Here is a 24,250-nt window from a genome sequence, read left to right on the forward strand (position 1 = left end):
CTAGCCTCCGTAAGGTTCGAGCACCAAATCCCGGGTGACAATCACGCGCACGGGAAAGCCCGGCCGGATCGTCAGCGTCGGCGCGACGTTAAGCTGACGGCGCACGATCTGCTGGCCGGCATCGTTGATAGTGTCCTGCCCGCCGTTGCGGATGGCCTGAATCAAGCGGTCATCGTCGTTGGCGGCGAGTTCGGCGCCGACGCTCAGCAGCGTGGAAAGCCCCGCTGCCTTGGCCAGCTCCCACCAGTGATAATCGACGCCATCCTGAAGGCCGGCATAGCCCTCGGCATCGGCGCCGGGCTGACGCTCGAGAACGATCGAGCGTCCGTTCGGGAAGATCAGACGATTCCAGACCAAGAGGACGCGGCTTTGGCCGAACTGAACATTGTTGTCATACTGGCCAATGATCCGCGTGCCTTGCGGCACCAGGAGGATACGTCCCGTTGGGCTGTCATAGATGTTCTCCGTCACCTGCGCGGTGATCTGGCCGGGTAGGTCGGAGCGGATGCCGGTGATGAGCGCCGCCGCGATCACGGCGCCTGCCTGAAGGATGTAAGGCGACGCCGGTGCGGCGACGCGATCGGGTGCGACGGTGCGCCGATCGGCCGCCGCATTGAGAAATGCGAGCTGTCGATCCTGGGCCGATGGGGTGGCGGGTGGCGGCGCGAGGCCGAGGCCGGTGAGGTCCGGAGTGGGCGGCGGCGCGATCGTCGCGGCGCCGGGGCCCGTCGAGGCCATGGACCTGTTCTCGGCGCCGCTGAACAGCCTACTGACGCGGGCGGTCTCTATTTCCTGCAGCCGGCGTTGCTCCTCCGCGCTGAGGCCGGGCTGGTTTGGCAATGGCTGGCCACGATTTTGCGCGCCCAGAATGGGTCGCCCGAGGTCGCCCGGAAGCGGCGGACCCAATTGGGGAACACCGCTGTAATCGCGCGGCAATCCGGCCAGGCCATCGGCGGTCGACCGATTATCGGTCGAGTAAAGTTCGTCCGCCGGCCTCCCCGCGTCGCCGGTCTGGAGCGCATAGATCAACGCGGCGCCGATTCCGACGCTCGCCACGAGTCCGATGCCGGCGAGCACCTTTCGCGAGAGCCGTGTGACACGCGGCGCTTCCGCACGCAGCCGCATCGGGGCGGCCGCGTCGTCCGCCGACCCGGTCAGCGGCGCCTCGTCTTCTTCTTTCCGGGGTTCTGGCTCGCTCACGACGCCGGCCTCCCATCGGTGCGGACGATCCGGACGCGCTTCTGGCGGTCGCCAGCGCCGAAACGCAGCTCCGCGGCCGCGAACAGCCGGTCGACGATCATGTAGTTGGCACGGACGCGGTAGTTCACGAGCTCGGAGGTGTTGCCCTCCGGACCGACCACAAACAGCGGCGGCATCTCGCCCTGACCGATGCCACGCGGAAACTCGATGAAGACCTGGCGTCCATCATCGTAGGCGCGCAGTGGCCGCCACGGCGCACGATCGCCTTCGATGGCATAGCGGAAATTGATGTTGGCGAGGTCGACGCCGGTGGCGACGGGACTGCTGGCCTCGGCCTGCGCGTTCTGGCGGCGCAGCGCGATGAGCTGATCCTGCGGATACTGCCAGGACACCGAAGCCATATAGGTGCGTTCGGTCGAGCGCAGCTCCATGTGATAGGTGCGCAGATTGGTGTTGATGATGAGATTCGTCATCAAGTCGGCGCGGGTCGGCTTGACCAGGATGTGGACTTGTTGGGTGGCGCCCGAACCGCTCACCGTGTCGCCGATGATCCACCGCACGGTGTCGCCAGCGGCGACCGGGCCGGAGCCGACCAATTGTTCGCCCGGCTGGAGGGCGATGTCGGTGATCTGGCCGACGGCGGTGTAAACCTGATAGAGCGCGCCGCCCGTATAGGGATAAACCTGCATGGCGTTGATGAAGCCGTCGCGGACGGGCTGAACGCGCGCGGCGGCATTGGCCTGGTTGACGCGCGCTGTGGGCTCGGCCGGCTCCGGCGGTCGGCGCGTCGATTCAACGGGCTGCAGTTGCCCGGGCAGTGGGAGCGGCCTCGGGATTTCGACCACGCGCACGGGCGCCGGAGGATCAGCGCTTAGCGCCGCAGGGACGGCGTTGTCGTAGGAGATCTCCGGCGGCCTGTTCGCCGTGGCGCAGCCGGCGAGCGCCGACGTGCAGAGCAAAATCGCAAGTGTGGAAGTGCGGAAAGCCGGGTCGCCGGCTTTACGGAAAGACGGTTTCATTGCCCAAGCTCCCGTGACCAGTTGATGGCGTTGACGTAGATTCCGAGCGGGTTGGCGCGCAGCCGGTCGGCGTTGCGGGGCACCTGCACGACGATGGTGAGGATGGCGGTCCAGCGGGTCGTCTCGGCGAGCTGGCCATTCTCGTACCGGCGTTCGGCCCATGCGACGCGGAAGCTGTTGGGCGAAGCCCGGATGACGCTGGAGACGTCGACGGCGACCTGCTGCCGGCCGACCTTGGTGAAGGGGTCGTTCGATCGCGCGTAGTCGTTGAGCGCCATGGCGCCGCGATCCGTCGTGAAATCGTAGGCGCGCAGCCAGTTCTGCCGAACGATGATGGCGTCGGACGGAATCGAGCGCACCTGCTCGATGAAGCGTGCGAGATGAAAGGCGATCTGGGGATCGGTCGGACGATAGTCGGCGACCGCTGGCGCCACCGCCTGCGCCTGGCCGAGCCGGTCGACCTGCACAACCCATGGCACGATCGTGCCGCGGGCCGATTGCCAGACCAGCGCCGCCGCAAAGCTGGCGGACAGGACCAAAGAACCGAAGGCCATGAGCCGCCAATTCTTCGCCTGGACGCGCGCGGCGCCGATACGCTCGTCCCAGACCTGAGCGGCGCGCTGATATGGCGTCTCGGGTTCTGGTGCTTTGCCGTAGTGAGTAGAAGGTCTTTTGAACATCAGCGATCGCCTTGGGAGAGGTTGATGGAGGAGCCGCCGCCATGGCTGTCGCCGCTGCGAACGGCGTGGGCGGCGGCCGTCACACCGTGGCTCAGGGCTTGTGAGCGCTTCATGCGCTGGGCCCAGGCCGGCGGTCCGTCAGCCGCAACGGGTGACGCAGCCTCGGCCGCGCTTCCACCGATCGTGCCCATGGTCGACGTGCCGCCGGTGGCCGCGAACGCGGATTTGGCGCCCTCGGAGAAGCTCGACTTCATGCTGTCTGCTGCCTGGGAGGCCGCGCGACGCAGGGGTGACGTGGCGGCCGCGCCAGCGGCGCGAGCAACGCCACTGAGTCCAGACCCGACGGCAGACGCGCCCGACTGGCCAGCGGCGCCGAGGCTGTAGGCCGTCGAAGCGCCACCTGCCATCGCCGCGCCACCGCGCGCGGCCGCAGCGGTTCCGGAAAGAGCGGCGCCGCCGCCGCGCAGGGCCATTCCGCCCGCCGCGCCGGCCGCGACCAGAGCGCCACCCGCCGCGAGGCCGGTTCCGACCGCCGCGCCAGCGCCGAGCTGGGGACCGCCGGAGACGAGGCCGTTGGCGATGCCGGGACCGAAGATTCCGAGTCCGAGCAGCGACAGCGCGGCGAGCACGATCGCCATCGCCTGGTCGATCGTCGGCGTCTGGCCGGCGAAACCGGCGGTGAACTGGGAGAACAAGGTTGAGCCGATGCCGATGATGACGGCGAGGACCAGCACCTTGATGCCGCTCGAGATGACGTTGCCGAGGACGCGTTCGGCCATGAACGCGGATTTGCCGAAGAGGCCGAAGGGAATCAGCACGAAGCCGGCAAGCGTCGTCAGCTTGAATTCGATCAGGGTGACGAAGAGCTGGACGGCGAGAATGAAGAAGGCGAGCAGCACCAGCGCCCAGGCGAACAACAGGCAGGCGATCTGGATGAAATTCTCGAAGAAGGCGATCCAGCCCATCAGGTTGGAGATGGAATCGAGCAGCGGGCGGCCGGCGTCGAGGCCGGTCTGCGCAACGCGGCCGGGCCGCATGAGATCCTCGATGGTGAATCCGGTGCCTGACGCTTTCAGGCCCAGCCCCGCGAAGCTCTCGAACACGATGCGCGCGAGGCTATTCCAGTTGCCGATGATGTAGGCGAAGACGCCGACGAACAGCGTCTTCTTGACCAGGCGCGCCATGATGTCGTCGTCGGCGCCCCAACTCCAAAACAGTGCGGCCAAGGTCACGTCGATGACGATCAGCGTTGTGGCGATGAACGCCACCTCGCCGCCGAGCAGGCCAAAGCCGCTATCGATATAGCGGGTGAAGACCTCTAGGAATTGGTCGATGACGCCGGTGCCGCCCATGGATCACCGCCCGTCGTCATGCTGCGGCGATGTCCGCGCTGGTGCGGGCGCGACACCGAGAAAGCGGTCGCGGGTTTCGGCCCAGGTGCGCAGGCATTCGGCATCGCGCGCGGCGGCCTCGCCAAGCAGTTGGCACCGCCGCTGCGCCTCGCGCAGAGGATCCGTCGGCGCGTCTTCGCTTGGGCGCGACGCCTGGACGGGTTCTTCCTCTTTCCGGGTCATCTCGATCGCCGTCGCGGTGATGGCGACGGCGACGAAGACGACGGCGCCAAGGCGCGCCAAGAGCTTGCCGTCCATGACCTGATCCTCGCGAGGGGCCTTAGTTGCCATTCGGGAACATGCGGGCGTTGCCGGGCTGATAGCCGCTGCCGGGGGTCAGGAAGCGGCGGCGCTGCTCGCGACCCTGCTCGGCAGCCGCCGCGCGCTCCGCTTCGGACAGGGCTTGGGCCCGCCCGTTCGCGGCAACGACAGCCGTGAGATCGGCGAGCTGCTGGGCCTGCAGCGCGAGGAGCTGATTACCGGCCTGCGCCGCCTGCAGGGCGCCGGTCGCGCCCTGGCTTTGACCGATGAGCGCCGACATTTCGGCGCGGTTGGTCTCGATGTTGCCGACAACACCGGCCTGCACCCGCATGGCGTCCTGCAAGCCGCCGACCGTGTTCTGCCAGCGCTCGCGCCCCTGCGCCACGAGTTGCTGATCCGATGCCGAGAGCGACGCGTTGCCGTAGGTGGACGTGAAGGCCTGGTCGATCTGCTGGACGTCGTAGGCGATGCGCTGCGCCTGAGCGAGGAGTTGCTGCGTCCGCTGCACGGACTGCTGCAGGCGCTGAAGCGAGGAGTAAGGCAGACTCGCGAGGTTGCGCGCCTGATTGATCAGCATCGTCGCTTCGTTCTGAAGCGAGGTGATCTGATTATTGATCTGCTCCAGCGCGCGGGCCGCTGAGAGCACATTCTGCACGTAGTTCGTCGGATCGTAGACGATCCATTGCGCGGACGCGGGCTGGACCATCACGGGCGACATCGCCACGGGGACGGAAAGGATCGACGCGGCAAGAAGCGCCGCGCGCGAGCGACGGAAGATCATGGCTGGGTCTCCAGGTTATTGAGGTTGGGGATGAGGTCGGCGGCCCAGGCGACGCCGCGCAGACGCAGCCAGGCCGGCAGGAATCCTTCGCGGCCGTGCTCCGCCACGATGCGTTCGATCGCGGCCTGATCAGTCTTCGAGGAAGCGGCGCAGAGCGCCAGCGCCACGTCGGACAGACCGAGCTCGAACAGCCGGTTGCCCCGCCGGGACTGGCAGTAGTAATCGCGCTTCGGCATCGCGCGGGCGAGGATCTCGATCTGGCGGTCATTGAGCCCGAAGCGGCGGTAGATCGCGGTGATCTGCGGCTCGATCGCACGTTCATTCGGCAGCAACAGCCGCGTCTGGCAGCTCTCGATAATGGCGGGCGCGATCGCCGAGCTGTCGATGTCGGAAAGCGATTGGGTGGCGAAGACGACGGAGGCGTTCTTCTTGCGCAGTGTCTTCAGCCACTCGCGGAGCTGACCAGCGAAATCCTCGTCGTCGAGCGCCAGCCAGCCTTCATCGACGATGAGCAGCGTGGGGCTGCCGTCAAGGCGGTCCTCGATGCGGTGGAAGAGATAGGCGAGCACGGCCGGTGCGGCGCCGGTGCCAATCAGGCCCTCGGTCTCGAACGCCTGCACAGAGGCTTCGCCAAGATGCTCGTTCTCGGCGTCGAGCAGCCGGCCACAGGCGCCGCCGACGCAATAGGGCCGGAGCGCCTGTTTGAGATCGTTCGATTGAAGGAGGACGGCCAGTCCGGTGAGCGTGCGTTCGCCGACGGGCGCGCTCGCCAGCGAGGTCAGCGCAGTCCAGATGTATTCCTTCACCTCCGGCTCGATCGTCACGCCCTCGCGCTGCAGGATGGCGACGATCCAATCCGCCGCCCACGCGCGTTCCGGCACGTGGTGGATGCCGGAGAGCGGTTGCAGCGACACGCTGTCGGCCACGCCCCCGGTCAAACCGCCGCCGAGATCGTGCCAGTCACCGCCCATCGCGAGCGCCGCGGCTCGGATGCTTCCCCCGAAGTCGAAGGCGAAAACCTGTGAGTTGGGATAGCGCCGGAACTGGAGCGCCATCAGCGCCAGGAGCACGGATTTGCCGGCGCCCGTCGGTCCGACGACGAGCGTGTGACCGACATCGCCGACATGAAGGGAAAACCGGAACGGGGTCGAGCCTTCGGTCCTGCCATAAAGCAAGGGGGGTTGCCCGAAATGCTCGTCCCGCTCCGGCCCCGCCCACACCGCCGACAGCGGAATCATGTGGGCGAGATTGAGCGTCGAGATCGGCGGTTGCCGGACGTTGGCGTAGACATGGCCGGGCAGCGAGCCAAGCCAGGCGTCGACGGCGTTGATCGTCTCAGCCATCGCGGTGAAGTCGCGGCCCTGAACGATCTTCTCCACCAGGCGCAGCTTCTCGGCGGCGATGCGTGGATCGGCGTCCCAGACGGCGACCGTCGCGGTGACATAGGCCTGACCGGCATAGTCCGCGCCGAGTTCCTGAAGCGCGAGATCGGCATCGGCCGCCTTGTTCGCCGCATCGGTGTCGACGAGGACCGACGCCTCGTTGGTCATCACCTCCTTCAGGATCGCCATGATGCTCTTGCGCTTGGCGAACCATTGCCGGCGGATCTTGGTGAGCAGCTTGGTGGCGTCGGTCTTGTCGAGAAGGACGGCGCGCGTCGACCAGCGATACGGGAAGGCGAGCCGGTTGAGGTCATCGAGCAGCCCGGGCGTGGTCGCGGTCGGAAAGCCGACGATGGTCAGGATGCGGAGATGCTTGTCGCCGAGGCGCGGCTCCAATCCGCCCGTGAGCGGCTGATCGGCCAGCAGCGCATCGAGATACATGGGCGTCTCGGGCACGCGCACACGATGGCGTTTGGTCGAGACGGTCGAATGAAGATAAGTCAGCGTCTCGCCGTCATCGAGCCATGCACATTCCGGCATGAAGTTCTCGACGAGCTGGAGCACGCGATCGGTGCGATCAGCGAAGCCGCGTAACGCCTCATGTGGGTCAAGACCGTTGTCGGCCTTGCCTTCATACAGCCAGCTTTCGGCGCGGGCGGCGTCCTCGGCCGGTGGCAGGTAGACGAAGGTCAGGAAGTAGCTGGACTCAAAGTGCGAGGCGTCTTCCTCGAAATCGGCTTTGCGTTCGGCGTCGACCAGGGCGGACGCGGCCTCGGGAAAGCGGCTCGCCGGATAGGCGCCGGCGCCATGCCGCTGCGCCTCGACGAAGATCGCCCATCCCGAGCCAAGCCGGCGGAAGGCGTTGTTGAGGCGGCCGGCGACGGCGACAAGTTCGGCCGGCACCGCGGAATCGAGGTCGGGACCGCGAAAGCGAGCGGTGCGTTGGAAGCTGCCGTCCTTGTTGAGGACGATGCCCTCGCCCGCGAGCGCGGCCCAGGGCAGGAAATCCGCGAGGCGGGTTGAGGTCCGGCGATATTCGGCAAGGTTCATCATCGGGGCCTCACGCGCTCAGGTGGCCGGGGATGCGCAGGTGACGGCGCACCACGTCGACGAATTGCGGATCGCGTTTGGCCGCCCACACCGCCGCGAAATGCCCGATCGCCCAGAGCCCGAGACCGACCAGCCAGAGGCGCAGGCCGAGGCCGAGCGCCGCCGCGAGCGTGCCGTTGAGGATGGCGATCGAGCGCGGCGCGCCGCCGAGCAGGATATGCTCGGTGAGCGCCCGATGGACCGGGACGGCGTAGCCCGGCACGTCGCCGGTGCTATCGATCAAGCTCGCCATCAAACGAGCGCTCCGCCGCCGAAAGAGAAGAACGACAGGAAGAAGCTCGACGCGGCGAAGGCGATCGACAGGCCGAAGACGATCTGGATCAGCTTCCGCGCACCGCCTGATGTGTCGCCGAAGGCGAGCGTCAGACCCGTGATGATGATGATCATCACGGCGATGATCTTGGCCACAGGTCCCTCGATGGATTCGAGGATGGACTGCAGCGGCGCTTCCCACGGCATCGATGAGCCGGAAGCATAAGCCGCCGGCGCCAGCATCATGCTGACGACGGTGACGGACACGGCTGTCGCGATGTGACGGCGCGCGAGCAAGGCATGACGGATCATTCGGGGTCTCCTGAGACGGGCTGGGTTGCGGGGATGACGCGGTAGTCGCCGTCCGGCTGAAGGCCTTTGACGCGGGCGAGTGCGGCGAGGCGACGGGTCGAGCCGCGGCCGCTGAGCACGGCGACGAGATCGATGGTCTCGGCGATCAGCGCGCGCGGGACGGTGATGACGGCTTCCTGAATGAGCTGCTCGAGGCGGCGCAGCGCGCCGATCGCGGTGCCGGCGTGGATCGTGCCGATGCCGCCCGGGTGGCCCGTCCCCCATGCCTTGAGCAAATCCAACGCCTCGGCGCCGCGCACCTCTCCGATCGGAATGCGATCGGGGCGCAAGCGAAGCGAGGAGCGGACGAGATCGGAGAGCGATGCGACGCCATCCTTCGTCCGCATGGCGACCAGGTTGGGCGCGGCGCATTGCAGCTCGCGCGTGTCCTCGATCAGAACGACGCGGTCGGAGGTCTTCGACACCTCGGCGAGCAGCGCGTTGGTGAGCGTCGTCTTGCCGGTCGAGGTGCCGCCGGCGACGAGGATGTTGCGGCGGTCCGCGACGGCGTGGCGGAGCACCTCCGCCTGTTCGACCGACATGATGTCGGCGGCGACGTAGTCATCGAGCGTGAAGACAGCGACGGCGGGTTTGCGGATCGCGAACGCCGGCGCCGCCACGACAGGAGGCAAGAGGCCTTCGAACCGCTCCCCCGTTTCGGGAAGCTCCGCCGAAACGCGTGGTGAACCGGAATGAACCTCTGCGCCGACATGATGCGCGACGAGGCGGACGATGCGCTCGCCGTCCGCGGGCGACAGACGCTCTCCGCTGTCGGAAAGGCCCTCGGACAGCCGGTCGATCCAGAGCCGTCCATCGGGATTGAGCATCACCTCGACGATCGACGGGTCTTCCAGGAATCCGGCGATGGCGGGGCCAAGGGCGGTGCGCAACATGCGCGCGCCTCGAAGGATCGCTTCAGATTGCTGGTGAGAAACCGCCATGTCGTCCCCGTTCTGCGCGGGACCGCAAACATGCGGCCCTGGATCGGGGATCAGTAGAAGAGGCAGAAATCAGGTCATGACAACAAGCAGGATGGGGTCGTAGTGCTGTGGCGTACAAAGACAGGGCGACGGCGGAACGGACAAACTCTTGCGATGCCCGGGGCGACGATTATTACGCGCCCGGGACACCTGCGACGTCTTCGGAAATCTCCTCACGCACCTTCGGTCCCTTCGCGAGTCGTCGGCCGAGCGCGGCGACGAAGGCGTCGTACCGCTCGCCCGCCTGTGCGCGTGCGGCCGCCTGGGCTGGCTCCGGCAATGGCGGGTTGGTGGTGAGCCAGTGGCGGACGAACACCGCGAGCATTTCCACCGAAATGCCGAGGTCGCGTTCCATGCGCGTCATGCGCCGGTCGAGCTGGTCCAATCGCTTGGTGGTCGCGGCTTCCTGGCGCTCGGCGGTGTCGGGTGACAGGAAGGATGCGATCGCCGCTTCCGCGACCAGGGATCGCGATTGATCGCGACGAGCGGCATAAGCGGCGAGCGCCTTCATGATGTCCGGATCGAGATAGACCGAGAGGCGCTGCTTCTTCGGAATCTTCATGATCGCCACGCTCAGAGGTCCATGCCGTCGTTGGGATCGAGCGAGACCTGCCGCGCGACGCCCTGCATCACCTGGTTCAGCCGGCGTGCGCGCGCGGCGTCGTCATCGGCGTCGTCGGGACCATCGAGGTCGAACTCGTTGTCGATCGGCGCCTTCTTCTCGACGGTCCCGGCCTTGTTCAGCTCGGGCTGGTGGCGGCGTTCCGAGCCGGTCGGGTCCTCGTCGTCGCCCTGGCCATCCTTTGCGGCGGCGCCCCCGATCTCCGGCCGCGGCGGCAGCGGCATCTTGCTCCAGTCGTCCGGCTTTGCCGCCGCTGTCTTTGCCAGCGCCGGCGGTGGCAGGATGCGTTCCTGAAACCTGCGATCCTCGAAGTAGCGCGCCTTCTTCGCCCGGATCGGCGGCGTGCCCGCGATCATGACGATCTCGTCCGCGGGCGGGAGCTGCATCACCTCGCCCGGCGTCAGCAGCGGGCGCGCCGTCTCCGATCGCGACACCATCAGATGGCCGAGCCAAGGGCTGAGCCGGTGTCCGGCATAGTTCCGCATCGCGCGCATCTCGGTCGCGGTGCCCAGCGCATCCGACACGCGCTTGGCCGTCCGCTCGTCATTGGTCGCGAAGCTGACGCGGACATGGCAGTTGTCGAGGATCGAGTTGTTCGGGCCATAGGCTTTCTCGATCTGGTTCAACGACTGCGCGATCAGGAAGCTCTTCAGGCCATAGCCGGCCATAAAGGCCAACGCGGACTCGAAGAAGTCGAGGCGCCCGAGCGCTGGAAACTCGTCGAGCATGAGGAGCAGACGGTGTCGGCCTCCCTTTGCCCGCAGGTCCTCGGTCAGGCGGCGTCCGATCTGGTTGAGGAGAAGCCGGATCAGCGGCTTGGTGCGCGCGATGTCGGACGGCGGCACCACGAGGTAGAGCGTCGATGGCCGCGTCCCGCCGACGATGTCGGTGATGCGCCAATCACAGCGGCGAGTCACTTCGGCCACTACCGGATCGCGGTAAAGCCCGAGGAACGACATGGCGGTGGACAGCACGCCGGACCGCTCATTGTCTGATTTGTTCAGCAGCTCACGCGCCGCCGACGCGATGACCGGGTGCGGTCCAGCTTCGCCGAGATGCGCCGTCTTCATCATGGCGGCGAGCGTCGACTCGATCGGCCGCTTGGGGTCGGACAGGAAGGCGGCGACGCCGGCGAGCGTCTTGTCGGTCTCGGCGTATAGAACGTGCAGAATGGCGCCGACCAGCAGCGCGTGGGACGTCTTCTCCCAATGATTGCGGCGTTCCAAACTCCCTTCGGGATCGACGAGAATGTCGGCGATGTTCTGGACGTCGCGAACCTCCCATTCGCCGCGGCGGACCTCGAGCAGCGGGTTGTAGGCGGACGACTTCGCGTTGGTCGGGTCGAACAGCAGCACCCGGCCGTGTCGGGCGCGGAAGCCGGCGGTGAGCTGCCAGTTCTCGCCCTTGATGTCGTGAACAATGGCGGAGCCTGGCCAGGTCAGCAGCGACGGCACAACAAGGCCGACGCCCTTGCCGGAGCGGGTCGGGGCGAAGCACAGCACATGCTCAGGTCCGTCATGACGAAGATAGGCGCCGTCGAACCTGCCGAGCACCACACCATCGGGTCCAAGCAGGCCGGCCGCCCGGACTTCATCGGCTCGCGCCCAGCGCGCCGAGCCGTAGGTCTCGACATTCTTGGCCTCGCGCGCGCGCCAGACCGACATACCGATGGCGACCGCGATGGCGATGAAGCCGCCGGATGCCGCGATATAGGCGCCCTCGACGAAAACGTGCGGTGCATAGGCATCGTAGAAGTACCACCACCAGAAGAAGGCCGGCGGATAGTAGATCGGCCAGCCGAAGAGTTCGAACCATGGCCGGCCGAGCTGCGGCTGGAAGCCGAGCTGCCATGCCGTCCACTGCGTCGCGGCCCAGGTGGTCGCGAGCACAATCAGGGAGACGACAAGGATCTGGCCCCAGAGGATTTTGGTGGCCGACATAGTGGAGTCCTTTCTTGATGAGGCGTGCTGTTCACAGGCCCAGCCTCCGCTTGCGGCCGAAGCTCCAGTCGATGCCGCCATCGCTGCGCGCGAGACCGGAGACATGCCGGCCGAGTTTCTTTTCGAGTGAGGGCGACCAGGGCACGAGCTGGAAGCCGAGGCCGTCATCGATCATCGCGAAGCGGCCGGAGGCGAGCGCGATGCGCCGCTGGTAGGCGCCAGCGACGTATTCCCCCGCCGCAGCCTTATTGAATGGGCGGCCGCTTTCTGCCGCGATCTTGGCGCCCACGGCGTCCAACTCGCGCCGGCGGAGCGTCTCGATCAGGTTGCGGCTGAAGCTGACGCCGCGGTTCTGACGTTCGGCCAGACCTCGCCCAATCAGGTGTTCGGCGCGCCGGTCCAGGGCGTCGCGCACCTCCGCGCCGAAGCCCCCGCCACCGAGCGCAACCGGCTCGCGGGCGATCGCCTGTCGATCAAGCCAAGTGGCGCCGGTCGCGGTGATCTGCTGCTCGATGGTGAGGTCTGATCGGACCGCCATCGCGACGCGACGCTGCCCCTTCGCGTCGTCGAACCTGCGCAGCTCGACGATTGAGCCGGGCGCGCTATCGCCGGCGGCGTCGAGATCGGGCAGCTTGATGTGATGGGTGCGGCCGTCCATGCCGTCGACCACGGCATAGGCTGTACCCTTCAGCTCATCGTCGAGACCGCGGGCGACCAGCCGGCCGACGACAGGATCGTCCAGGCTTTCCCCGGCGAGCACATAGTTGGACGCGCCGCGCTCGATGCCGTGTTCGGTCAGGCCGCGATGGATGCGCTTTATGATGTCGCCGCGTTCACCGAGCTGGCGTAGCGTCGTCTCGGCGTTCTCCGAAATCGCCCACTGGCCGGGACCGATCTGATCGGCGAGGCCGAGGGACTCAAGCTTTCGCAGGCGTCCGACCTTGAGCGCATGAAATTCGTCAGGCTGGCGGTCGGGCCGCGGCGCGAGGTCGACGACGCCGGTGCGGTAGCTGTCGCGGGCGAGCTGCCGATCAAGATTGGTCCAGCGCTCCGTGTCGACTTGGCGCTCGAGCGTGCGGCGGATTTCATGATCGGTGCGCGGTCCGAGTTCTTGGGTGATCAGGTCGCGCGCCCGGTCGCGCATGCCCTCCTTGATGTAGTCGCGGGAGATGACGAGGTTTTCGCCATCCTCGCGCACGCCACGCACAATCAGGTGGAGGTGCGGATGCTCGGTGTTCCAATGGTCGACGGCGACCCAATCGAGCTTGGCGCCGAGGTCTTTTTCCATCTGCCCGACGAGATCGCGCGCGAAGGTCTTGAGGTCCGCCATTTCGACGGCGTCGTCGGGCGATACGATGAACCGGAAATGATGCCGGTCATTCTCGCACCGCTCCGCGAACGCCTTCGGGTCAGCGTCATCGGCGCCAGGCCCGAACAGCCGGGCCTTCTCTCCATCCCGGGTGACGCCCTCGCGGCGCAGATAGTTCAGGTGGGTCGCGAGCGGTGCGTTGCGTCCGCCGTGGCGGACCACACGCGCCTTGACGACAGCGCCGCGCGAGCGGGAGGTGATGAGCCGATTGGCCTGCAACGATGCACGCTGGCCGCGGCCGAACCGAGAGCGGTGGCCGGGACCGATCGTCCCTTGCCGGGAGACCGATCCGCCCGCGCGCTGGGCGGCGGCCAACGCTTGGGCGATGAACGGTCTCGCGCGCTGCGCGCGCGTCGAGCGGATGCGGCCTGGCCGGACGCGGAAATCGTTGTCGTCGCTCATGGCGGCAAGACCGCACATCGCGCGATAGCGCTGATTTGCTTATGAAATCGCCGGAGCCGCAGGCTGCGCCGAACAGGCGCACCTCGCGAATTCGCAGCGTAAGCCATTGAAAAAGCACAACCGAACCGAGGCGCACATCGCGCCCCTTTATCCTGCCATCGTGCGGTTGTGCTGCCCTGCTTCCCCCTCCACGCACTCCATGATGCGCTGGAGCCCGCCAGACCGCGATCCGGGCGAAGCGCCGTCATCGCGGGCCTCCACCATCCGAGCGCGCCACGAACAGGCCCGAGGATTGCGGGACGATCGCAGAAGTCTCGCGCGCCGGAGTTGCTGCCGGAGCGTCATCCGGAGGGCTTTCCGTCTGCGCTGGATCGACAGCGGTGGTGCCGCCAGCGCGCGTGATGAACAACGGTGCGCGAGTCCAGGCGCGAGGATCAGCCGCGGCGACGGTGACTGCACCGGGCAGGTCACCGCCGCCGAAGGAAGGGACCAGCGCGGCTACATAGGCGCGGGTCTCGGCCGGCAACGGGCGGCCCGCGAGATACTCTTCGTAGCGCCCTGGTCCCGCGTTGTAGGCCGCAAGAAATCCCGGCGAACCGTAGCGATCATACAACTCGCGCAAGTACGCAGCGCCGGCCAGGATGTTATCGCGCGGATCGTATGGGTTGCGCCCGAGCCTATGGCGGACGCGCAGCTCCGCCCACGTACCGGGCATGATCTGCATCAGGCCCATCGCGCCGGCAGAGGAGATCGCGCGCACATCGCCAGCGCTTTCCGCACGCATGACGGCGCGAATCCACGCGGCCGGAATGCCAAAACGCCGTGCGGCCTCGTCAATGTTGGCCGCGAACGGATGGGTCGGCGCCGTGCGGGTGGCGGGTGCATTCTGAGCGTTCGCTGTAGCGCTTAGTGGCGCGGCGAGGAGCAGGCCGGAAAGGAGAAGGAAGGCTGTCGGTCGGACGGCGTTTGGCCGCCCGACGACAGCTTGATGGCGCGGGCCGGACATCGTTTAGTCCCGCTCGCCGCGCTTGGGCGGACGATTCCAGTGCAGGCTCCAGGCGGATTTGTCCTCTGTCGATTGGAAGAGGTTCGCGCGGATCGGCTGGGCCAGGGTGGGATCGTCGATCTGCAGGGAGACGTAATCGCCGGCCTTTTCGCCGGTGCGTTTCCATCCGGCGCCGATCTCAGGTCCGTCATCGTTGCCGTGGTGAACGCGATAGTCCGGCGCATTCTCGGCGTCGGTGTGCTCGGCGGGGACAAGCACGATATCGAGGTCGAGCGAGAGTGTGCGGATGTGGCCGGCGTAGCCGTTCTTTGTGCGCGTGAATTCGCCGATCTGCGGCATGGAAAGACTCCTTTGTTATGCGGTGAGGTCGAGTAGGCGCGTCGTTCACCGCGTCGCGGCGCGCCATTCGAAGCGGCCGCTGCCGTCTTCATCGGTCCACACGGGCGTTGCGCGGCCGATGATCGAGCGGGCGGAGATCGGACCGAAGTAGCGACCGTCGAGGCTGTCCTCGACGGACCAGTTCATGAGGAAGATCTCGCCGTCGGCGATGCGCCGGCAGCCCTGCCAAATGGGAAGATCGCGGCCGAGACGGTCGCGCGTCAGCGCATCGCCCATTGCGATGCCGTCGACGGTGACGTGTGCGCCGGTGCGGCAGACTTGTTGCCCCGATAGACCGGCGACGCGTTTCATGAGCGGGAGGCCGCGAGGCAGGTAGCCGCGCTCGGCGAGGAACGAGGCGAGCGGCTCGGGTGCGTTCACGGCGACCAAGTCGGTCACTTCGAGCTGCGGCGACCGATCGATTGAATAGAGGCCGACCGGCGTACTGGCGGACGCATTCCAGATCAGCCTGGGCGTGACGTGGATGAAAGACAGGCCACCGATCAGCATCACGGTGAAGTACGTCGTCATGACGTAGCCGAAGCGGGTCATGGCTCGACCTTCCGACGCAGAAGGATGGCTCGATGCTGGTCGGCCGTGTAGCTGCGCGGCTCCTGGCCGGCAGAGAGACGATTGTGAACGTGCCGCCAGTGATGCGGCGAGACCTCGGCCGGATTGATGCCGATCGCCTCGATGGCGTCGACAATCTGCAGGACGCGTTCGACTTTCGGCCAGCTCTCGGCCTTCAGCAGAATGTCGCCGCCGGGGCGCACGAAGGGCAGCGTCTGATAGGGTTCGCCCGGCGAGACCGCGCGCAGGATGTCGATGCGTGAGATGATCGTCCCGAAGTCATTGGCCGCCCAACGGACAAAGGCGAAGACGCTATGGGGCGGGAAGCTGACGACTCGCTGGCGGCGGTCGAGAATCTGTTCCTGGACGTCTCGGCCGAACCGAATCCAGTATTCGATCCTCTTCTCGATCCAGGTCAGTTCGACGCGAGTCAGACCGTCGAAGAGGAGCGCCGCCGGTACACGGCGCAAATGAGCAGCGCCGTTCATGGCGTATCTCCTTCGGTTGGGGGAAACTCGCGGGCGAGCAGTTCGCGCAGCATGTCGGCGACGGTGACGCCGCGCTGAAACGCGGCGATCTTGATCTGGCCGCGCATGTCGGGCGTGACGTCGATGGTGATGCGCGCGGTGAAATTGGCGGCGTCGCCACCGCGCGCGGCGCGCGGATCGGGGGCTTTTACCCAGCTCTCAGGATCGGCTGGACGTGCAGTGAAGGCACGCTTGTGGAATCGCTCCGTCATGGCGCGATCCTCCCGACCTCGGCGCACAGCGCAGTGATTTCGCGCGCTGCCGGGCCGTGCCCGTTGATTTCCGAGACGAGGCGTCCAGACCGCGCGGTGTCGGCGAAAGCGACACGTTGGCCAATTGTGGACGCGAGCACCGGCGGATCGTGATCGGCCAGTGTCTCGGCCGTCTCGCGGGCGATGATGGTGCGCGCGGCGCATCGGTTGAGGACGAAGCGGGCGGCGAGCTGTGGACGATAGATCCGCGCTTCGCGGAACAGCGACAGCATCTCCGCGGAGGCCCAGCCGTCGAACGGCGAGGGCTGTACAGGGATCAGCACCAGGTCGGCGGCGAGCAGCGCGGAGCGCATCAGGCTGGCGACGCGGGGCGGTCCGTCGACCACCACATGATCTGCGTCTCTCGCCAGCTCAGGCGCCTCGCTGTGAAGCGTGTCCCGCGCCAGACCGACAACGCCGAAGAGGCGCGGCAGGCCTTCGCGCCCGCGCTGCTGTGACCAGTCCAGCGCCGAGCCCTGCGGGTCGGCGTCAATGAATAGAACGCGCCTTCCCCTGCTGGCCCATTCACCGGCTAGATGCAGCGCGAGCGTCGTCTTGCCGACGCCACCCTTCTGGCTGAGGAGCGCGACGATCATGACGCACCGCCACCGCGCCGGGTGGGAGTCGCCTGGGTGAGTCTCGCATGCGGCTTGGCCGGATGTACAACGTCATGGCCTGGATCGGACGTGGATAGGCGTGTGCCACGATCCGCCCAGGCCTGGAGATCGTCGAGGGCATAGACGATGCGGCCGCCAAGCTTGCGATAGACTGGTCCGGTGCCATAGGTGCGGTGCTTCTCCAGAGTGCGACCGGACAGACCCAGGAAGCGCGCCGCCTCGGGCGTGCGGAGATAGCGTGGAGGGGTGTCGAGTCGCGCTGCTGGCATGGCTGCCTCCGGGTGTCGGCTGCGCCTCCAGCGTGCGGTGGCGAAGCGACGACCACGATGGCGAAGCACGGGCGTCAAGGTGGATGACGGAGTGAGGCCCCCGCGTGCGCGTACCCCTCTCGGCGATGGTTGAGGCGAACTGTTGTGCGGGTTAGCGGCCGGCGAGCAGGCGGAGATAGCCGCCGCGCATCATTGTGTGCGCATCCTTGACCAAGCGGATCGTCTGGGCACGGATGGACGACGTCTTCCATTCGGTAGCGGACTGCCACTGCCTGTTGAACAGCACCCAGGCGATTTCGCGATAAGTCGCGCCCGCGGATCGGCCATCGAGCGCGCGCACCATGCGCACCAGCCGCAAGCGGTGGCGCGGCGTGAGTGTGAGCGCGCGCGGTAGCGGACCGGCGGCGCGTCGGAACAGGCGGCGTTGGAATCGCAACGCCGCTTCGGCGCGAATGTGGAAGCTGTCGTCGAGCGGTATCAGGACGGCGAGCGGTTGAGCCGGGCTGATAGCGTCGGCGATCAAATAGTGGTCACCATCGGGATCGGCCAGGATGATCGCGCTTCCATCATCGCGGTGCGCGTGCAGCGTGGCGTCGGTCAGGTCGAGCTGTTCGAGCCGCCGGGCCGTGCGAAAGACGGCTGGCGCGGCTTCAAGCATCAGAACACTTGCGACAAGCTCGGGCCGCCAGAAAATCGCGGTCTCGCTGGCCGAGCGGTCGGGATCGAGCAGGAAATCGCAACCCCCATTGCAGGGCTGCGCTCCTGCGAGGCAATGAGGTGTCTGACCGGCTGATCGAAATGCCGCGCAGCCGGTCATAGTCGCCGCGATAGTCGGGATTCCGGCGCAGAAATTCCCACGCGAACCCTTGCCGCTCCAGCCGGTTCAGCGCGCGTTCGGTTGTATGCAATCGCCAATCGGGCGGCTCGGCCATACGCGTCTCCTGGTCCGCGCTTTGAGTGGCCCCCTGCACACTAAGCTTGCCGCCGCCGAGGCGCGGCGGAAGTCCCCAAAACCGCGGGGCGCGATGCCCCGCACAACCGGGAAGAGTGTCCTGCTCTAGGACACACGGGGACGGAGGAGCTCGCGATAACCCGTCGTGGTCATCCAGCGGGCACGGGCGAGATGGCTGTCGTGAATCGTTCGGGCGCGGTCGGGATCGCCGTCGGGATCAAGCCCGAAAAGAATTTGCACCGCCTCACGCCAATCGGCGCCTTCGGCAGCGGCGTCGAGGAGCCGGATATAGAGCGCAAGATGGCTTTCGTCGTAGCCTGTCAGGCGGTCACCGTCGGGCGGACGATCCTGAAAAGTAATGACGGTCATCGACGCGCTCATTTTCTTTGGTTAATCGATCGTATCCACATCGCAACTGCAAACCAGACCGACAACTGAAATTTCCCGATGCTTTTCACGCATCGCGCCGGACCATCTGCGGCATCGCGAGCGGGCTTCGCGGCCGTGTATTATAACACGTAGCGCTATAATGCACGATTGCCTTCTAACCTGCGGATGGACATTCGCAGAGTTTTTGGAGCCAACGTCAGGAGGTATCGCGTCGCTGCCGGTCTGAGCCAGGAAGCGGTCGCCGTGAAGATGGGCGTGGACCGCGCCTATGTGAGCGGCATGGAGCGGGGCCAGCAGAATGTGACGTTGTTGACGATGTGGCATTTGTCGGAGGCGTTGGGTGTGAGACCTGCCGACCTTCTCGATGAGACGGTGGAGGACGCTGAGACATAAGTCTCAGCGAGTCGCGGAGCGAATCCCGACTCGCCGGCGCGATCCGCACAGTCGGATCGACGGAAACGTGCAAAGCCGGCAAGCCGCTAACGCGTAAAACCGACGTTGCGCCAAAAGCCGGATCGGCGAACCCTGAAAGGACTTGCCCCGCCCGATGATCGGGCGGGGCGTCCTGAGCCAGTCGGTCAATCCGCGTTGCGGCGGCTGGGGCGGGACCAGATGAGGCTGTAGCCCTCGCCGCCTTCGTCGTCGAAAAGGTTGGCGAAGATAGGGGCGGTGAAGCTCGGATCGTCGAGCTTGAGGCCCAGATAGTCGCGGCCTTCGTTCGAGCGCTTGGACCAGGCGGCGCCGATCTCGACCTTATGCGGTGCACCGCATAATACCGATTATGCGTAGCGCGGGATTATGCGGAGTCGTTGGCTGGTGGCCGCGGTTTTCAAGGGCTTTTGTGGCGGCGACACTCCGCATAATCCCGTGGAGAGAAGCCGCGGCGCCTCGCTCGAGGCGAGGCGCCGCAAGGCCTGCGGATCAGCGCGACCAAACCAGCGCGTAGCCGTCATCGACCGCGACGAGGTTGGCGTAGATCGGCGCCGGGAAGGACGGGTCGTCGAGCTTGACCGAGTGGTAGACGGTGTTGTTGTCCTTGGAGGTCCGCTGCCACGCGGCACCTATCTCGACATTACCGACCACCACGCGCAAGTTCGGAGCCTTCTCGTTCTCAGAGGGTTCGGCCGGAAGGAAGCGCGCCTTGAAGTTGAGCGAGAGCGTCTTGATGGTGCCGGTGTAGGAGCCGTCTTCGGCGCGGGTGAAGGTGCCAATCTGAGCCATGGTAATCTCCTGTTGCTGTTCCCAAGCCCGCGACCATCGCGGCCTTGATGGCGATCTCTGAGCGCCGCAACGACCGGCCCGCAGCCTCTGGCCCGCAGCGCAGCGGAGGATGGCGGGCTGAGCGATCTTGTTGCCTCGCGAGGAATGCCGCCGCTTGGCGGCAGGGGAAGAAGATCGCGAACAAGCCATTGCGGGTAAAGGTCGGCGAGCGCAGTGAGCGTATTGTGGCGCGTGATCCGCCAGCAAAAGGCCGGTATGGACGTGGGGCCAAACAGCCCGACAGGAGAGTAACGGCTCAAAGGCATCACCACCGCCGCGACGGCGACACCATCACAGCAAGCGCGATTGAGCCACAGCGCTTTGCTTCGCCGATCCCAACCTAATGAAGAAGCGCTCGATTGCTCATGCGGGACGGCGCGGTGATGCCGCGACGTCACAGCGCATCAAAGGTATTTCGTCGTAGCGATTGGCTGCCCGACGTCTCTCACCCTGAAGGCAGAGGTGCTTTCTCCGACAGCGAGGCAATCAGCGCGTCTGGTGCCTTGAACCGTCCGCGGCGCAGCGCCGGCGGAATGACCGCTTCCACCGCCTCCAGCTTTTCAGAGGGATCCATGCGGAGATATATCTCCGTGGTGCGGATATCGGCGTGGCCAAGCCAGAGCGCCACCTTGCGGATGTCGCGTGTGGCCTGCAACATCAGGACCGCACAACTGTGCCGCAGAAGGTGTGGCGATAGCGTGCGGCCGCTCAGGGTAGGGCATCGAGCCGCGGCGGCCTTTGCGTGCTTTTCGAGGATATACTCAAAGCCGGCGCGGGTCATCGCCATCCCTTGGGCGTTGACGAACAGCTCTGTCGCTGGCGGCTTCCCTCGCACTGATAGCCAAGCGCGCAGGTCGCGAGCGGTTTCCTTCCATAGCGGAAGGCTGCGTTCGCGCCGGCCCTTGCCGAACACCAGGATGCTTGGCCTCGGTTGCAGCGTGACGTTTTCCAGGGTGAGGCCGATCAACTCGGAGACGCGCAGGCCGCCGGCGAAGCACAGATGCAACATCGCCCGATCCCGCAGTCCGAGGCGTGTCGTCGCGTCGGGAGCATTAAGCACGGCGCGGATCTCGTCCATGGTCAGATGGCGGATGAGCTTCTGGTCATGACGCTTGCCTGGGATCGCATTGATCTGGGCGACCTGCTCCAACGCGCCAGGGTGCCGCAGCTCGACGTAGCGCATGAACGACTTGATCGCGGCGAGCCGCAGGTTGCGAGTCGCCGGACCGTTGCCGCGGTCATGTTCGATGTGATGCAGGAACGCGACCACCATGTCTGCATCGATCTGCTCGAGCTGGAGTAGAGAGGGGCGCGTGTGCAGGCGCTGGGCGGTGAAGGCGAACAATAGCTGGAAGCTATACGCATAGGTCTCGCAGGAGTGCGGACTGTAGCCGCGCTGCTGCGGCATGTGCTCGCGCATGAAGCTGGTGATGAGCGGGGCGATCGGCGTCATGCGACCTCCCCGGCGATCAGCGTCTCAGCAGCATCTGCAATATCGGCCATGAGGTCCGGGGTGGCTTCCAGATACCAGTAGGTATGCCGGATGTCCGCATGACCGAGATAGGTGGAGAGAGCGACGAAGTCGCGCGCAACGTCATCACGACGCATCGCGCATTGCTCCAGCACGCGCGTCGCGAAGGTGTGGCGCAGATCATGGATACGCGGACGTCGCGACCGATTCTGACCGACGTCAGCTTTGCGCAGGATTACATAGAAGTTGGTCTGGGCGGTCCGAACCGACATCGGCTTGGCATCCACAGACAGGAACACATGGTCATCCAGACCGGCGAACCGCCGCCGGACCTCGAGATAGGCCTGCAGCGCTTCGACCACGCTGGGGTGCATTGGCACAAGCCGGCTCTTGTTGAACTTGGTCTGGCGGATGTGCAGCACGCCGTCGGGCAGCAGATCGCCCAACTTCAAGTTCAGAGCCTCGGAGATCCGCAGACCGGTCGATGCGAGCAGCCCGATCAGCATCACATAGATGTGGCGCCTTAGCGGGCTGGGCTTCTGGCGCCGCAGATTGCCTGCAGCGTCGAGCATGCGAGCCAGTTCCTCTGGCGTATAGATATAGGGCGCGGGACGTGTTGCAGGGCGGCGGGGATGATGCGGAACTTCATGCTCGCGATCCTCGGCGTAGAGGAAGCGTGCAAAGAGCGCGATCTCCTGAAGCCGCCGTTGGTGACTGCCCGGGGTCGACGAGACGGCCGCCGCCCACGCGATCGCGGTCTCGCGGCGAACATGAGTATCGCCGCGGTCGACCGCATAGCGCGCGAACGCGGTGAGGTGTCGGGCCGTCTTTGCGAGCTTGAAGCCGAGCGAGCGGCGCAGCTCGATGTAGCGATCAACATCATCGATCAGCATGGCGACCTCCCCGGCCAGGGCTGCGCGATGGCCGACAGCAGGGCGATATCGACTTTGGCGTAATGCGCCGTCATTGCCTGCGACCGGTGGCGCAGCACTGTGCTCACGCCCGGCAGGCTGACGCCGTGGCGGAGCATCGCCGTGGCCGCCGAGTGGCGCAGGATATGCGCACCCTTGTAGCGGCTCTCGATGCCCCCACGCTTGAGCGCGCGCTTGACCAGGTCTTTGACCGTGAGGCGGTCGATTGGCCGCAGTGGCGCATATTCGGTGATGAACAGGGATGGTGTGCCCAGTGCCGGCCGTCCGCGTTCTATGTAGGCGAGCAGCGCGTCGCCGATCTCCTGGGTGAGCGGCAGCAGTTCCTCGCGCCGGCCTTTGCCGCACAGGCGGATGCTGCCTTGCCGCCAGTCGATATCATCGAAGCTGAGCCGCGCCACCTCGCTCGCCCGAAGCCCAAGCCGGACCAACAGCAGGATGATGGCGCGGTCGCGCAGGCGCCGCTCTCCATTGCATGCACCGATAATCCGCGCGATATCAGCATCAGGCAGGAAGCGCGGGATCGATGCCAGCCGCCATCCCGCAACATTCGGCATGGCGTGGTCGAGCCCAGACGGACATCGTCCTCTCGCGATCAGGAAGCGCAAGAACGCGCGGATGCCGACCGATATGCCCTTCATGCGCTCGACCGATACGGCCTTCGCACGTTCGATCATGTATGCCCGGATCGTTACGGCGTCGTAGGAGGTCGGGATATCCCCCAGCGCTTGGACGAAGGGAGTAATCGTCCCAAGATACGCCGCGAGCGTCGTTTCGGCCAGGCCGCGCTGCTCGCGGGCCCAAGCGGCAAACTCGACAACCACTGGCGCTGCCGGTTTAGCCGGCAATCGCATTAACTGGCCTTGATCCTCAAGGTAGGCGATGAACAGCTTGGCGCACTCGACCGCGTCCTTGTTGAGGTCGCCGCGGAAGCGCGGCCGATGTCCCGCTTCGATCAAGGAGAACGAGGCCGCGTGCGCCTCACGGATTGCAGCCAGCGTGTAGCCTGCCCCGCGCGCCCAGTGCGTCCAACTCGCAAGCAGCCGCATCCTCTCGACGATGGTAAGTGGCGTGTATCGGCGCTCACGGAGCCATCGCGCAAAGTCGACCGCGTGGTCTGCGGCCATTCCCGCCTTCAATCGGTCAGAGACCGCGTTCTGACGGACATAAACACCTGTCGGCATGTCGCCCCCTTCTGCATGTGGAGGCAGGACTATGGTCGAGGTGGTTGCTGTTCGGAACGTCAGTCAGTGATTGTGCCGCGTGCACTCGTCCCATGCGTGACCGACTGGAGCCGGTGATTCTCCAGGCGCGCCGTGATGCCCTGCGACCGACGGGCCTGTTGTCGGCGGATCTGCCCCGAGATGCGGTCTGCGACCCGGCCTATTCCCCGCAACAGCGTGCGTCGATCTTCTTCCCCGCGGCTGCGCCGCTCCTCGCGGAGCAACAAGATCGCCGCACGCCGTCCTTCGCATGCGCTGCGGCCTGACGGTGCGGGTCGGCCGTCCCGGGGCTTTCGATCGCCACAAGGCCGCGATGGTCGCGGGCTTGAACACAGCACAGGAGATCCACCATGTCCCAGATCGGTTCGTTCACCCGCAGCAACGATGGCACCTACACCGGCACCATCAAGACGCTCGCGATCGATGCCAAGGCCCGCATCGTCCCCAGCGATCCCGCCTCCACCAGCGACAAGGCGCCAGACCTGCGCGTGATCGTCTCAGGCGTCGAGATCGGTGCCGCCTGGCGCCGGACTTCGAAGGACAATCGCTCCTACCACTCGGTCAAGCTCGACGATCCGTCCTTCACGGCGCCCATCTACGCCAACCTCTTCGAAGGCGACGATGGCGAGTGTGCGCTGATCTGGTCGCGCTGACCTACACCGCGGCG

At 66.2% G+C, this 24,250-nt stretch carries 30 protein-coding genes and 1 pseudogene; 3 read left to right on the top strand and 28 right to left on the bottom strand.

Annotation, left to right across the window (positions count from 1 at the left end; all coding sequences use genetic code 11):
• From CWS35_RS08230 to CWS35_RS08335, 23 genes are all read right to left on the bottom strand, one after another.
• Entirely contained in the window at window positions 1-1,200 is a 1,200-nt protein-coding gene (locus CWS35_RS08230) for a TrbI/VirB10 family protein (protein ID WP_046193820.1), read from the bottom strand.
• Window positions 1,197-2,219, bottom strand: coding sequence for a P-type conjugative transfer protein TrbG (gene trbG, locus CWS35_RS08235; RefSeq protein ID WP_046193819.1), 1,023 nt, complete (start codon window positions 2,217-2,219; stop codon window positions 1,197-1,199). Before trbG ends, CWS35_RS08230 begins: the two co-directional genes overlap by 4 nt.
• Window positions 2,216-2,899 (bottom strand): conjugal transfer protein TrbF, encoded by a 684-nt coding sequence (gene trbF, locus CWS35_RS08240; protein ID WP_024924691.1) that lies wholly within the window; start codon window positions 2,897-2,899, stop codon window positions 2,216-2,218. Before trbF ends, trbG begins: the two co-directional genes overlap by 4 nt.
• The gene (gene trbL, locus CWS35_RS08245; RefSeq protein ID WP_046193818.1) at window positions 2,899-4,251 is read right to left on the bottom strand and encodes a P-type conjugative transfer protein TrbL; all 1,353 of its coding nucleotides are present in this window, start codon (window positions 4,249-4,251) and stop codon (window positions 2,899-2,901) included. Before trbL ends, trbF begins: the two co-directional genes overlap by 1 nt.
• 3 nt (window positions 4,252-4,254) lie before the next feature.
• Entirely contained in the window at window positions 4,255-4,548 is a 294-nt protein-coding gene (trbK-alt, locus tag CWS35_RS08250; RefSeq protein WP_046193817.1) for a putative entry exclusion protein TrbK-alt, read from the bottom strand.
• A 22-nt stretch (window positions 4,549-4,570) separates the two neighbouring features.
• Window positions 4,571-5,332, bottom strand: coding sequence for a P-type conjugative transfer protein TrbJ (trbJ, locus tag CWS35_RS08255; RefSeq protein ID WP_046193816.1), 762 nt, complete (start codon window positions 5,330-5,332; stop codon window positions 4,571-4,573).
• Complete coding sequence (trbE, locus tag CWS35_RS08260) at window positions 5,329-7,767, bottom strand: conjugal transfer protein TrbE (RefSeq protein ID WP_100951624.1); 2,439 nt, start codon at window positions 7,765-7,767, stop codon at window positions 5,329-5,331. The genes trbJ and trbE overlap by 4 nt, the downstream gene beginning before the upstream one ends.
• Window positions 7,768-7,774: 7 nt before the next feature.
• A complete protein-coding gene (locus CWS35_RS08265; RefSeq protein ID WP_046193814.1) occupies window positions 7,775-8,056 on the bottom strand; it encodes a VirB3 family type IV secretion system protein in 282 nt (93 codons plus the stop codon).
• Complete coding sequence (locus CWS35_RS08270) at window positions 8,056-8,388, bottom strand: TrbC/VirB2 family protein (protein ID WP_046193813.1); 333 nt, start codon at window positions 8,386-8,388, stop codon at window positions 8,056-8,058. The genes CWS35_RS08265 and CWS35_RS08270 overlap by 1 nt, the downstream gene beginning before the upstream one ends.
• Complete coding sequence (gene trbB, locus CWS35_RS08275; protein WP_046193812.1) at window positions 8,385-9,368, bottom strand: P-type conjugative transfer ATPase TrbB; 984 nt, start codon at window positions 9,366-9,368, stop codon at window positions 8,385-8,387. The genes CWS35_RS08270 and trbB overlap by 4 nt, the downstream gene beginning before the upstream one ends.
• Window positions 9,369-9,540: 172 nt before the next feature.
• Window positions 9,541-9,972 (bottom strand): ribbon-helix-helix protein, CopG family, encoded by a 432-nt coding sequence (locus CWS35_RS08280; RefSeq protein WP_046193879.1) that lies wholly within the window; start codon window positions 9,970-9,972, stop codon window positions 9,541-9,543.
• A gap of 8 nt (window positions 9,973-9,980) precedes the next feature.
• Entirely contained in the window at window positions 9,981-11,969 is a 1,989-nt protein-coding gene (locus tag CWS35_RS08285; protein WP_046193811.1) for a conjugal transfer protein TraG, read from the bottom strand.
• A gap of 31 nt (window positions 11,970-12,000) precedes the next feature.
• Window positions 12,001-13,740 carry a VirD2 family relaxase/mobilization nuclease gene (locus tag CWS35_RS08290; RefSeq protein ID WP_046193810.1) on the bottom strand — a complete coding sequence of 580 codons (1,740 nt, stop codon included), beginning with the start codon at window positions 13,738-13,740 and terminating at the stop codon, window positions 12,001-12,003.
• A 244-nt stretch (window positions 13,741-13,984) separates the two neighbouring features.
• Window positions 13,985-14,746 carry a lytic transglycosylase domain-containing protein gene (locus CWS35_RS08295; RefSeq protein ID WP_046193809.1) on the bottom strand — a complete coding sequence of 254 codons (762 nt, stop codon included), beginning with the start codon at window positions 14,744-14,746 and terminating at the stop codon, window positions 13,985-13,987.
• Window positions 14,747-14,749: 3 nt separating this feature from the next.
• Window positions 14,750-15,085: a DUF736 domain-containing protein gene (locus tag CWS35_RS08300; RefSeq protein WP_046193808.1), complete on the bottom strand. Its 336-nt coding sequence runs from the start codon at window positions 15,083-15,085 to the stop codon at window positions 14,750-14,752.
• Window positions 15,086-15,130: 45 nt separating this feature from the next.
• On the bottom strand, window positions 15,131-15,676 hold the full coding sequence (locus tag CWS35_RS08305) for a S26 family signal peptidase (RefSeq protein ID WP_046193807.1): 546 nt from the start codon (window positions 15,674-15,676) through the stop codon (window positions 15,131-15,133).
• On the bottom strand, window positions 15,673-16,182 hold the full coding sequence (locus tag CWS35_RS08310; RefSeq protein ID WP_046193806.1) for a DUF2840 domain-containing protein: 510 nt from the start codon (window positions 16,180-16,182) through the stop codon (window positions 15,673-15,675). Before CWS35_RS08310 ends, CWS35_RS08305 begins: the two co-directional genes overlap by 4 nt.
• On the bottom strand, window positions 16,179-16,433 hold the full coding sequence (locus CWS35_RS08315; RefSeq protein ID WP_046193805.1) for a hypothetical protein: 255 nt from the start codon (window positions 16,431-16,433) through the stop codon (window positions 16,179-16,181). The genes CWS35_RS08310 and CWS35_RS08315 overlap by 4 nt, the downstream gene beginning before the upstream one ends.
• On the bottom strand, window positions 16,430-17,068 hold the full coding sequence (gene parA, locus CWS35_RS08320; protein ID WP_046193804.1) for a ParA family partition ATPase: 639 nt from the start codon (window positions 17,066-17,068) through the stop codon (window positions 16,430-16,432). Before parA ends, CWS35_RS08315 begins: the two co-directional genes overlap by 4 nt.
• Window positions 17,065-17,358, bottom strand: a complete 294-nt coding sequence (locus CWS35_RS08325; RefSeq protein ID WP_046193803.1) for an AlpA family transcriptional regulator — start codon at window positions 17,356-17,358, stop codon at window positions 17,065-17,067. Before CWS35_RS08325 ends, parA begins: the two co-directional genes overlap by 4 nt.
• Before the next feature lie 151 nt (window positions 17,359-17,509).
• Window positions 17,510-18,016 (bottom strand): DUF2285 domain-containing protein, encoded by a 507-nt coding sequence (locus tag CWS35_RS08330; RefSeq protein WP_200894504.1) that lies wholly within the window; start codon window positions 18,014-18,016, stop codon window positions 17,510-17,512.
• Window positions 18,009-18,290: a transcriptional regulator domain-containing protein gene (locus CWS35_RS40020; protein WP_200894503.1), complete on the bottom strand. Its 282-nt coding sequence runs from the start codon at window positions 18,288-18,290 to the stop codon at window positions 18,009-18,011. The genes CWS35_RS08330 and CWS35_RS40020 overlap by 8 nt, the downstream gene beginning before the upstream one ends.
• A gap of 125 nt (window positions 18,291-18,415) precedes the next feature.
• Window positions 18,416-18,679: a DNA -binding domain-containing protein gene (locus CWS35_RS08335; RefSeq protein ID WP_046193877.1), complete on the bottom strand. Its 264-nt coding sequence runs from the start codon at window positions 18,677-18,679 to the stop codon at window positions 18,416-18,418.
• 186 nt (window positions 18,680-18,865) lie between these two features.
• On the opposite strand from CWS35_RS08335, the gene CWS35_RS08340 reads away from it, so the two are divergent.
• Window positions 18,866-19,093, top strand: a complete 228-nt coding sequence (locus tag CWS35_RS08340) for a helix-turn-helix domain-containing protein (RefSeq protein WP_046193802.1) — start codon at window positions 18,866-18,868, stop codon at window positions 19,091-19,093.
• A 185-nt stretch (window positions 19,094-19,278) separates the two neighbouring features.
• Here the strand turns inward: CWS35_RS08340 and CWS35_RS08345 are convergent.
• The 5 genes and pseudogenes from CWS35_RS08345 to CWS35_RS08365 all read right to left on the bottom strand — a co-directional run.
• Window positions 19,279-19,455, bottom strand: a pseudogene (locus tag CWS35_RS08345) (DUF736 domain-containing protein); the annotation flags it as partial.
• Window positions 19,456-19,621: 166 nt separating this feature from the next.
• On the bottom strand, window positions 19,622-19,921 hold the full coding sequence (locus CWS35_RS08350; protein WP_057196369.1) for a DUF736 domain-containing protein: 300 nt from the start codon (window positions 19,919-19,921) through the stop codon (window positions 19,622-19,624).
• A 484-nt stretch (window positions 19,922-20,405) separates the two neighbouring features.
• Complete coding sequence (locus tag CWS35_RS08355) at window positions 20,406-21,413, bottom strand: tyrosine-type recombinase/integrase (protein ID WP_100951625.1); 1,008 nt, start codon at window positions 21,411-21,413, stop codon at window positions 20,406-20,408.
• Complete coding sequence (locus CWS35_RS08360) at window positions 21,410-22,324, bottom strand: tyrosine-type recombinase/integrase (protein WP_168226283.1); 915 nt, start codon at window positions 22,322-22,324, stop codon at window positions 21,410-21,412. Before CWS35_RS08360 ends, CWS35_RS08355 begins: the two co-directional genes overlap by 4 nt.
• Complete coding sequence (locus tag CWS35_RS08365; protein ID WP_244646388.1) at window positions 22,318-23,487, bottom strand: tyrosine-type recombinase/integrase; 1,170 nt, start codon at window positions 23,485-23,487, stop codon at window positions 22,318-22,320. Before CWS35_RS08365 ends, CWS35_RS08360 begins: the two co-directional genes overlap by 7 nt.
• 149 nt (window positions 23,488-23,636) lie before the next feature.
• On the opposite strand from CWS35_RS08365, the gene CWS35_RS08370 reads away from it, so the two are divergent.
• Both CWS35_RS08370 and CWS35_RS08375 read left to right on the top strand, forming a co-directional pair.
• Window positions 23,637-23,849 carry a hypothetical protein gene (locus tag CWS35_RS08370; RefSeq protein WP_100951627.1) on the top strand — a complete coding sequence of 71 codons (213 nt, stop codon included), beginning with the start codon at window positions 23,637-23,639 and terminating at the stop codon, window positions 23,847-23,849.
• 84 nt (window positions 23,850-23,933) lie between these two features.
• Entirely contained in the window at window positions 23,934-24,236 is a 303-nt protein-coding gene (locus tag CWS35_RS08375; RefSeq protein WP_100951628.1) for a DUF736 domain-containing protein, read from the top strand.
• Window positions 24,237-24,250 lie beyond the last annotated feature (14 nt).

Source organism: Bradyrhizobium sp. SK17 (assembly GCF_002831585.1).
GTDB lineage: Bacteria > Pseudomonadota > Alphaproteobacteria > Rhizobiales > Xanthobacteraceae > Bradyrhizobium.

Excerpts from the sequence above, each read along its gene's own strand:
- CWS35_RS08270 (WP_046193813.1), bottom strand. The coding sequence starts at position 8,388 with ATGATCCGTCATGCCTTGCTCGCGCGCCGTCACATCGCGACAGCCGTG.
- CWS35_RS08315 (WP_046193805.1), bottom strand. The coding sequence starts at position 16,433 with ATGACGGAGCGATTCCACAAGCGTGCCTTCACTGCACGTCCAGCCGAT.
- CWS35_RS08360 (WP_168226283.1), bottom strand. The coding sequence starts at position 22,324 with ATGCTGATCGATGATGTTGATCGCTACATCGAGCTGCGCCGCTCGCTC.
- CWS35_RS40020 (WP_200894503.1), bottom strand. The coding sequence starts at position 18,290 with ATGGCCGAGCCGCCCGATTGGCGATTGCATACAACCGAACGCGCGCTG.
- CWS35_RS08350 (WP_057196369.1), bottom strand. The coding sequence starts at position 19,921 with ATGGCTCAGATTGGCACCTTCACCCGCGCCGAAGACGGCTCCTACACC.
- trbF (WP_024924691.1), bottom strand. The coding sequence starts at position 2,899 with ATGTTCAAAAGACCTTCTACTCACTACGGCAAAGCACCAGAACCCGAG.
- CWS35_RS08285 (WP_046193811.1), bottom strand. The coding sequence starts at position 11,969 with ATGTCGGCCACCAAAATCCTCTGGGGCCAGATCCTTGTCGTCTCCCTG.
- CWS35_RS08325 (WP_046193803.1), bottom strand. The coding sequence starts at position 17,358 with ATGCCAGCAGCGCGACTCGACACCCCTCCACGCTATCTCCGCACGCCC.
- trbE (WP_100951624.1), bottom strand. The coding sequence starts at position 7,767 with ATGATGAACCTTGCCGAATATCGCCGGACCTCAACCCGCCTCGCGGAT.
- CWS35_RS08375 (WP_100951628.1), top strand. The coding sequence starts at position 23,934 with ATGTCCCAGATCGGTTCGTTCACCCGCAGCAACGATGGCACCTACACC.
- trbG (WP_046193819.1), bottom strand. The coding sequence starts at position 2,219 with ATGAAACCGTCTTTCCGTAAAGCCGGCGACCCGGCTTTCCGCACTTCC.
- trbB (WP_046193812.1), bottom strand. The coding sequence starts at position 9,368 with ATGGCGGTTTCTCACCAGCAATCTGAAGCGATCCTTCGAGGCGCGCGC.
- CWS35_RS08355 (WP_100951625.1), bottom strand. The coding sequence starts at position 21,413 with ATGACGCCGATCGCCCCGCTCATCACCAGCTTCATGCGCGAGCACATG.
- CWS35_RS08300 (WP_046193808.1), bottom strand. The coding sequence starts at position 15,085 with ATGCCGCAGATCGGCGAATTCACGCGCACAAAGAACGGCTACGCCGGC.
- CWS35_RS08265 (WP_046193814.1), bottom strand. The coding sequence starts at position 8,056 with ATGGCGAGCTTGATCGATAGCACCGGCGACGTGCCGGGCTACGCCGTC.
- CWS35_RS08340 (WP_046193802.1), top strand. The coding sequence starts at position 18,866 with ATGGACATTCGCAGAGTTTTTGGAGCCAACGTCAGGAGGTATCGCGTC.
- CWS35_RS08305 (WP_046193807.1), bottom strand. The coding sequence starts at position 15,676 with ATGACCCGCTTCGGCTACGTCATGACGACGTACTTCACCGTGATGCTG.
- trbL (WP_046193818.1), bottom strand. The coding sequence starts at position 4,251 with ATGGGCGGCACCGGCGTCATCGACCAATTCCTAGAGGTCTTCACCCGC.
- parA (WP_046193804.1), bottom strand. The coding sequence starts at position 17,068 with ATGATCGTCGCGCTCCTCAGCCAGAAGGGTGGCGTCGGCAAGACGACG.
- trbK-alt (WP_046193817.1), bottom strand. The coding sequence starts at position 4,548 with ATGGACGGCAAGCTCTTGGCGCGCCTTGGCGCCGTCGTCTTCGTCGCC.
- trbJ (WP_046193816.1), bottom strand. The coding sequence starts at position 5,332 with ATGATCTTCCGTCGCTCGCGCGCGGCGCTTCTTGCCGCGTCGATCCTT.
- CWS35_RS08365 (WP_244646388.1), bottom strand. The coding sequence starts at position 23,487 with ATGGCCGCAGACCACGCGGTCGACTTTGCGCGATGGCTCCGTGAGCGC.
- CWS35_RS08370 (WP_100951627.1), top strand. The coding sequence starts at position 23,637 with ATGCGTGACCGACTGGAGCCGGTGATTCTCCAGGCGCGCCGTGATGCC.
- CWS35_RS08295 (WP_046193809.1), bottom strand. The coding sequence starts at position 14,746 with ATGTCCGGCCCGCGCCATCAAGCTGTCGTCGGGCGGCCAAACGCCGTC.
- CWS35_RS08330 (WP_200894504.1), bottom strand. The coding sequence starts at position 18,016 with ATGCTTGAAGCCGCGCCAGCCGTCTTTCGCACGGCCCGGCGGCTCGAA.
- CWS35_RS08310 (WP_046193806.1), bottom strand. The coding sequence starts at position 16,182 with ATGAACGGCGCTGCTCATTTGCGCCGTGTACCGGCGGCGCTCCTCTTC.
- CWS35_RS08290 (WP_046193810.1), bottom strand. The coding sequence starts at position 13,740 with ATGAGCGACGACAACGATTTCCGCGTCCGGCCAGGCCGCATCCGCTCG.
- CWS35_RS08335 (WP_046193877.1), bottom strand. The coding sequence starts at position 18,679 with ATGACCGTCATTACTTTTCAGGATCGTCCGCCCGACGGTGACCGCCTG.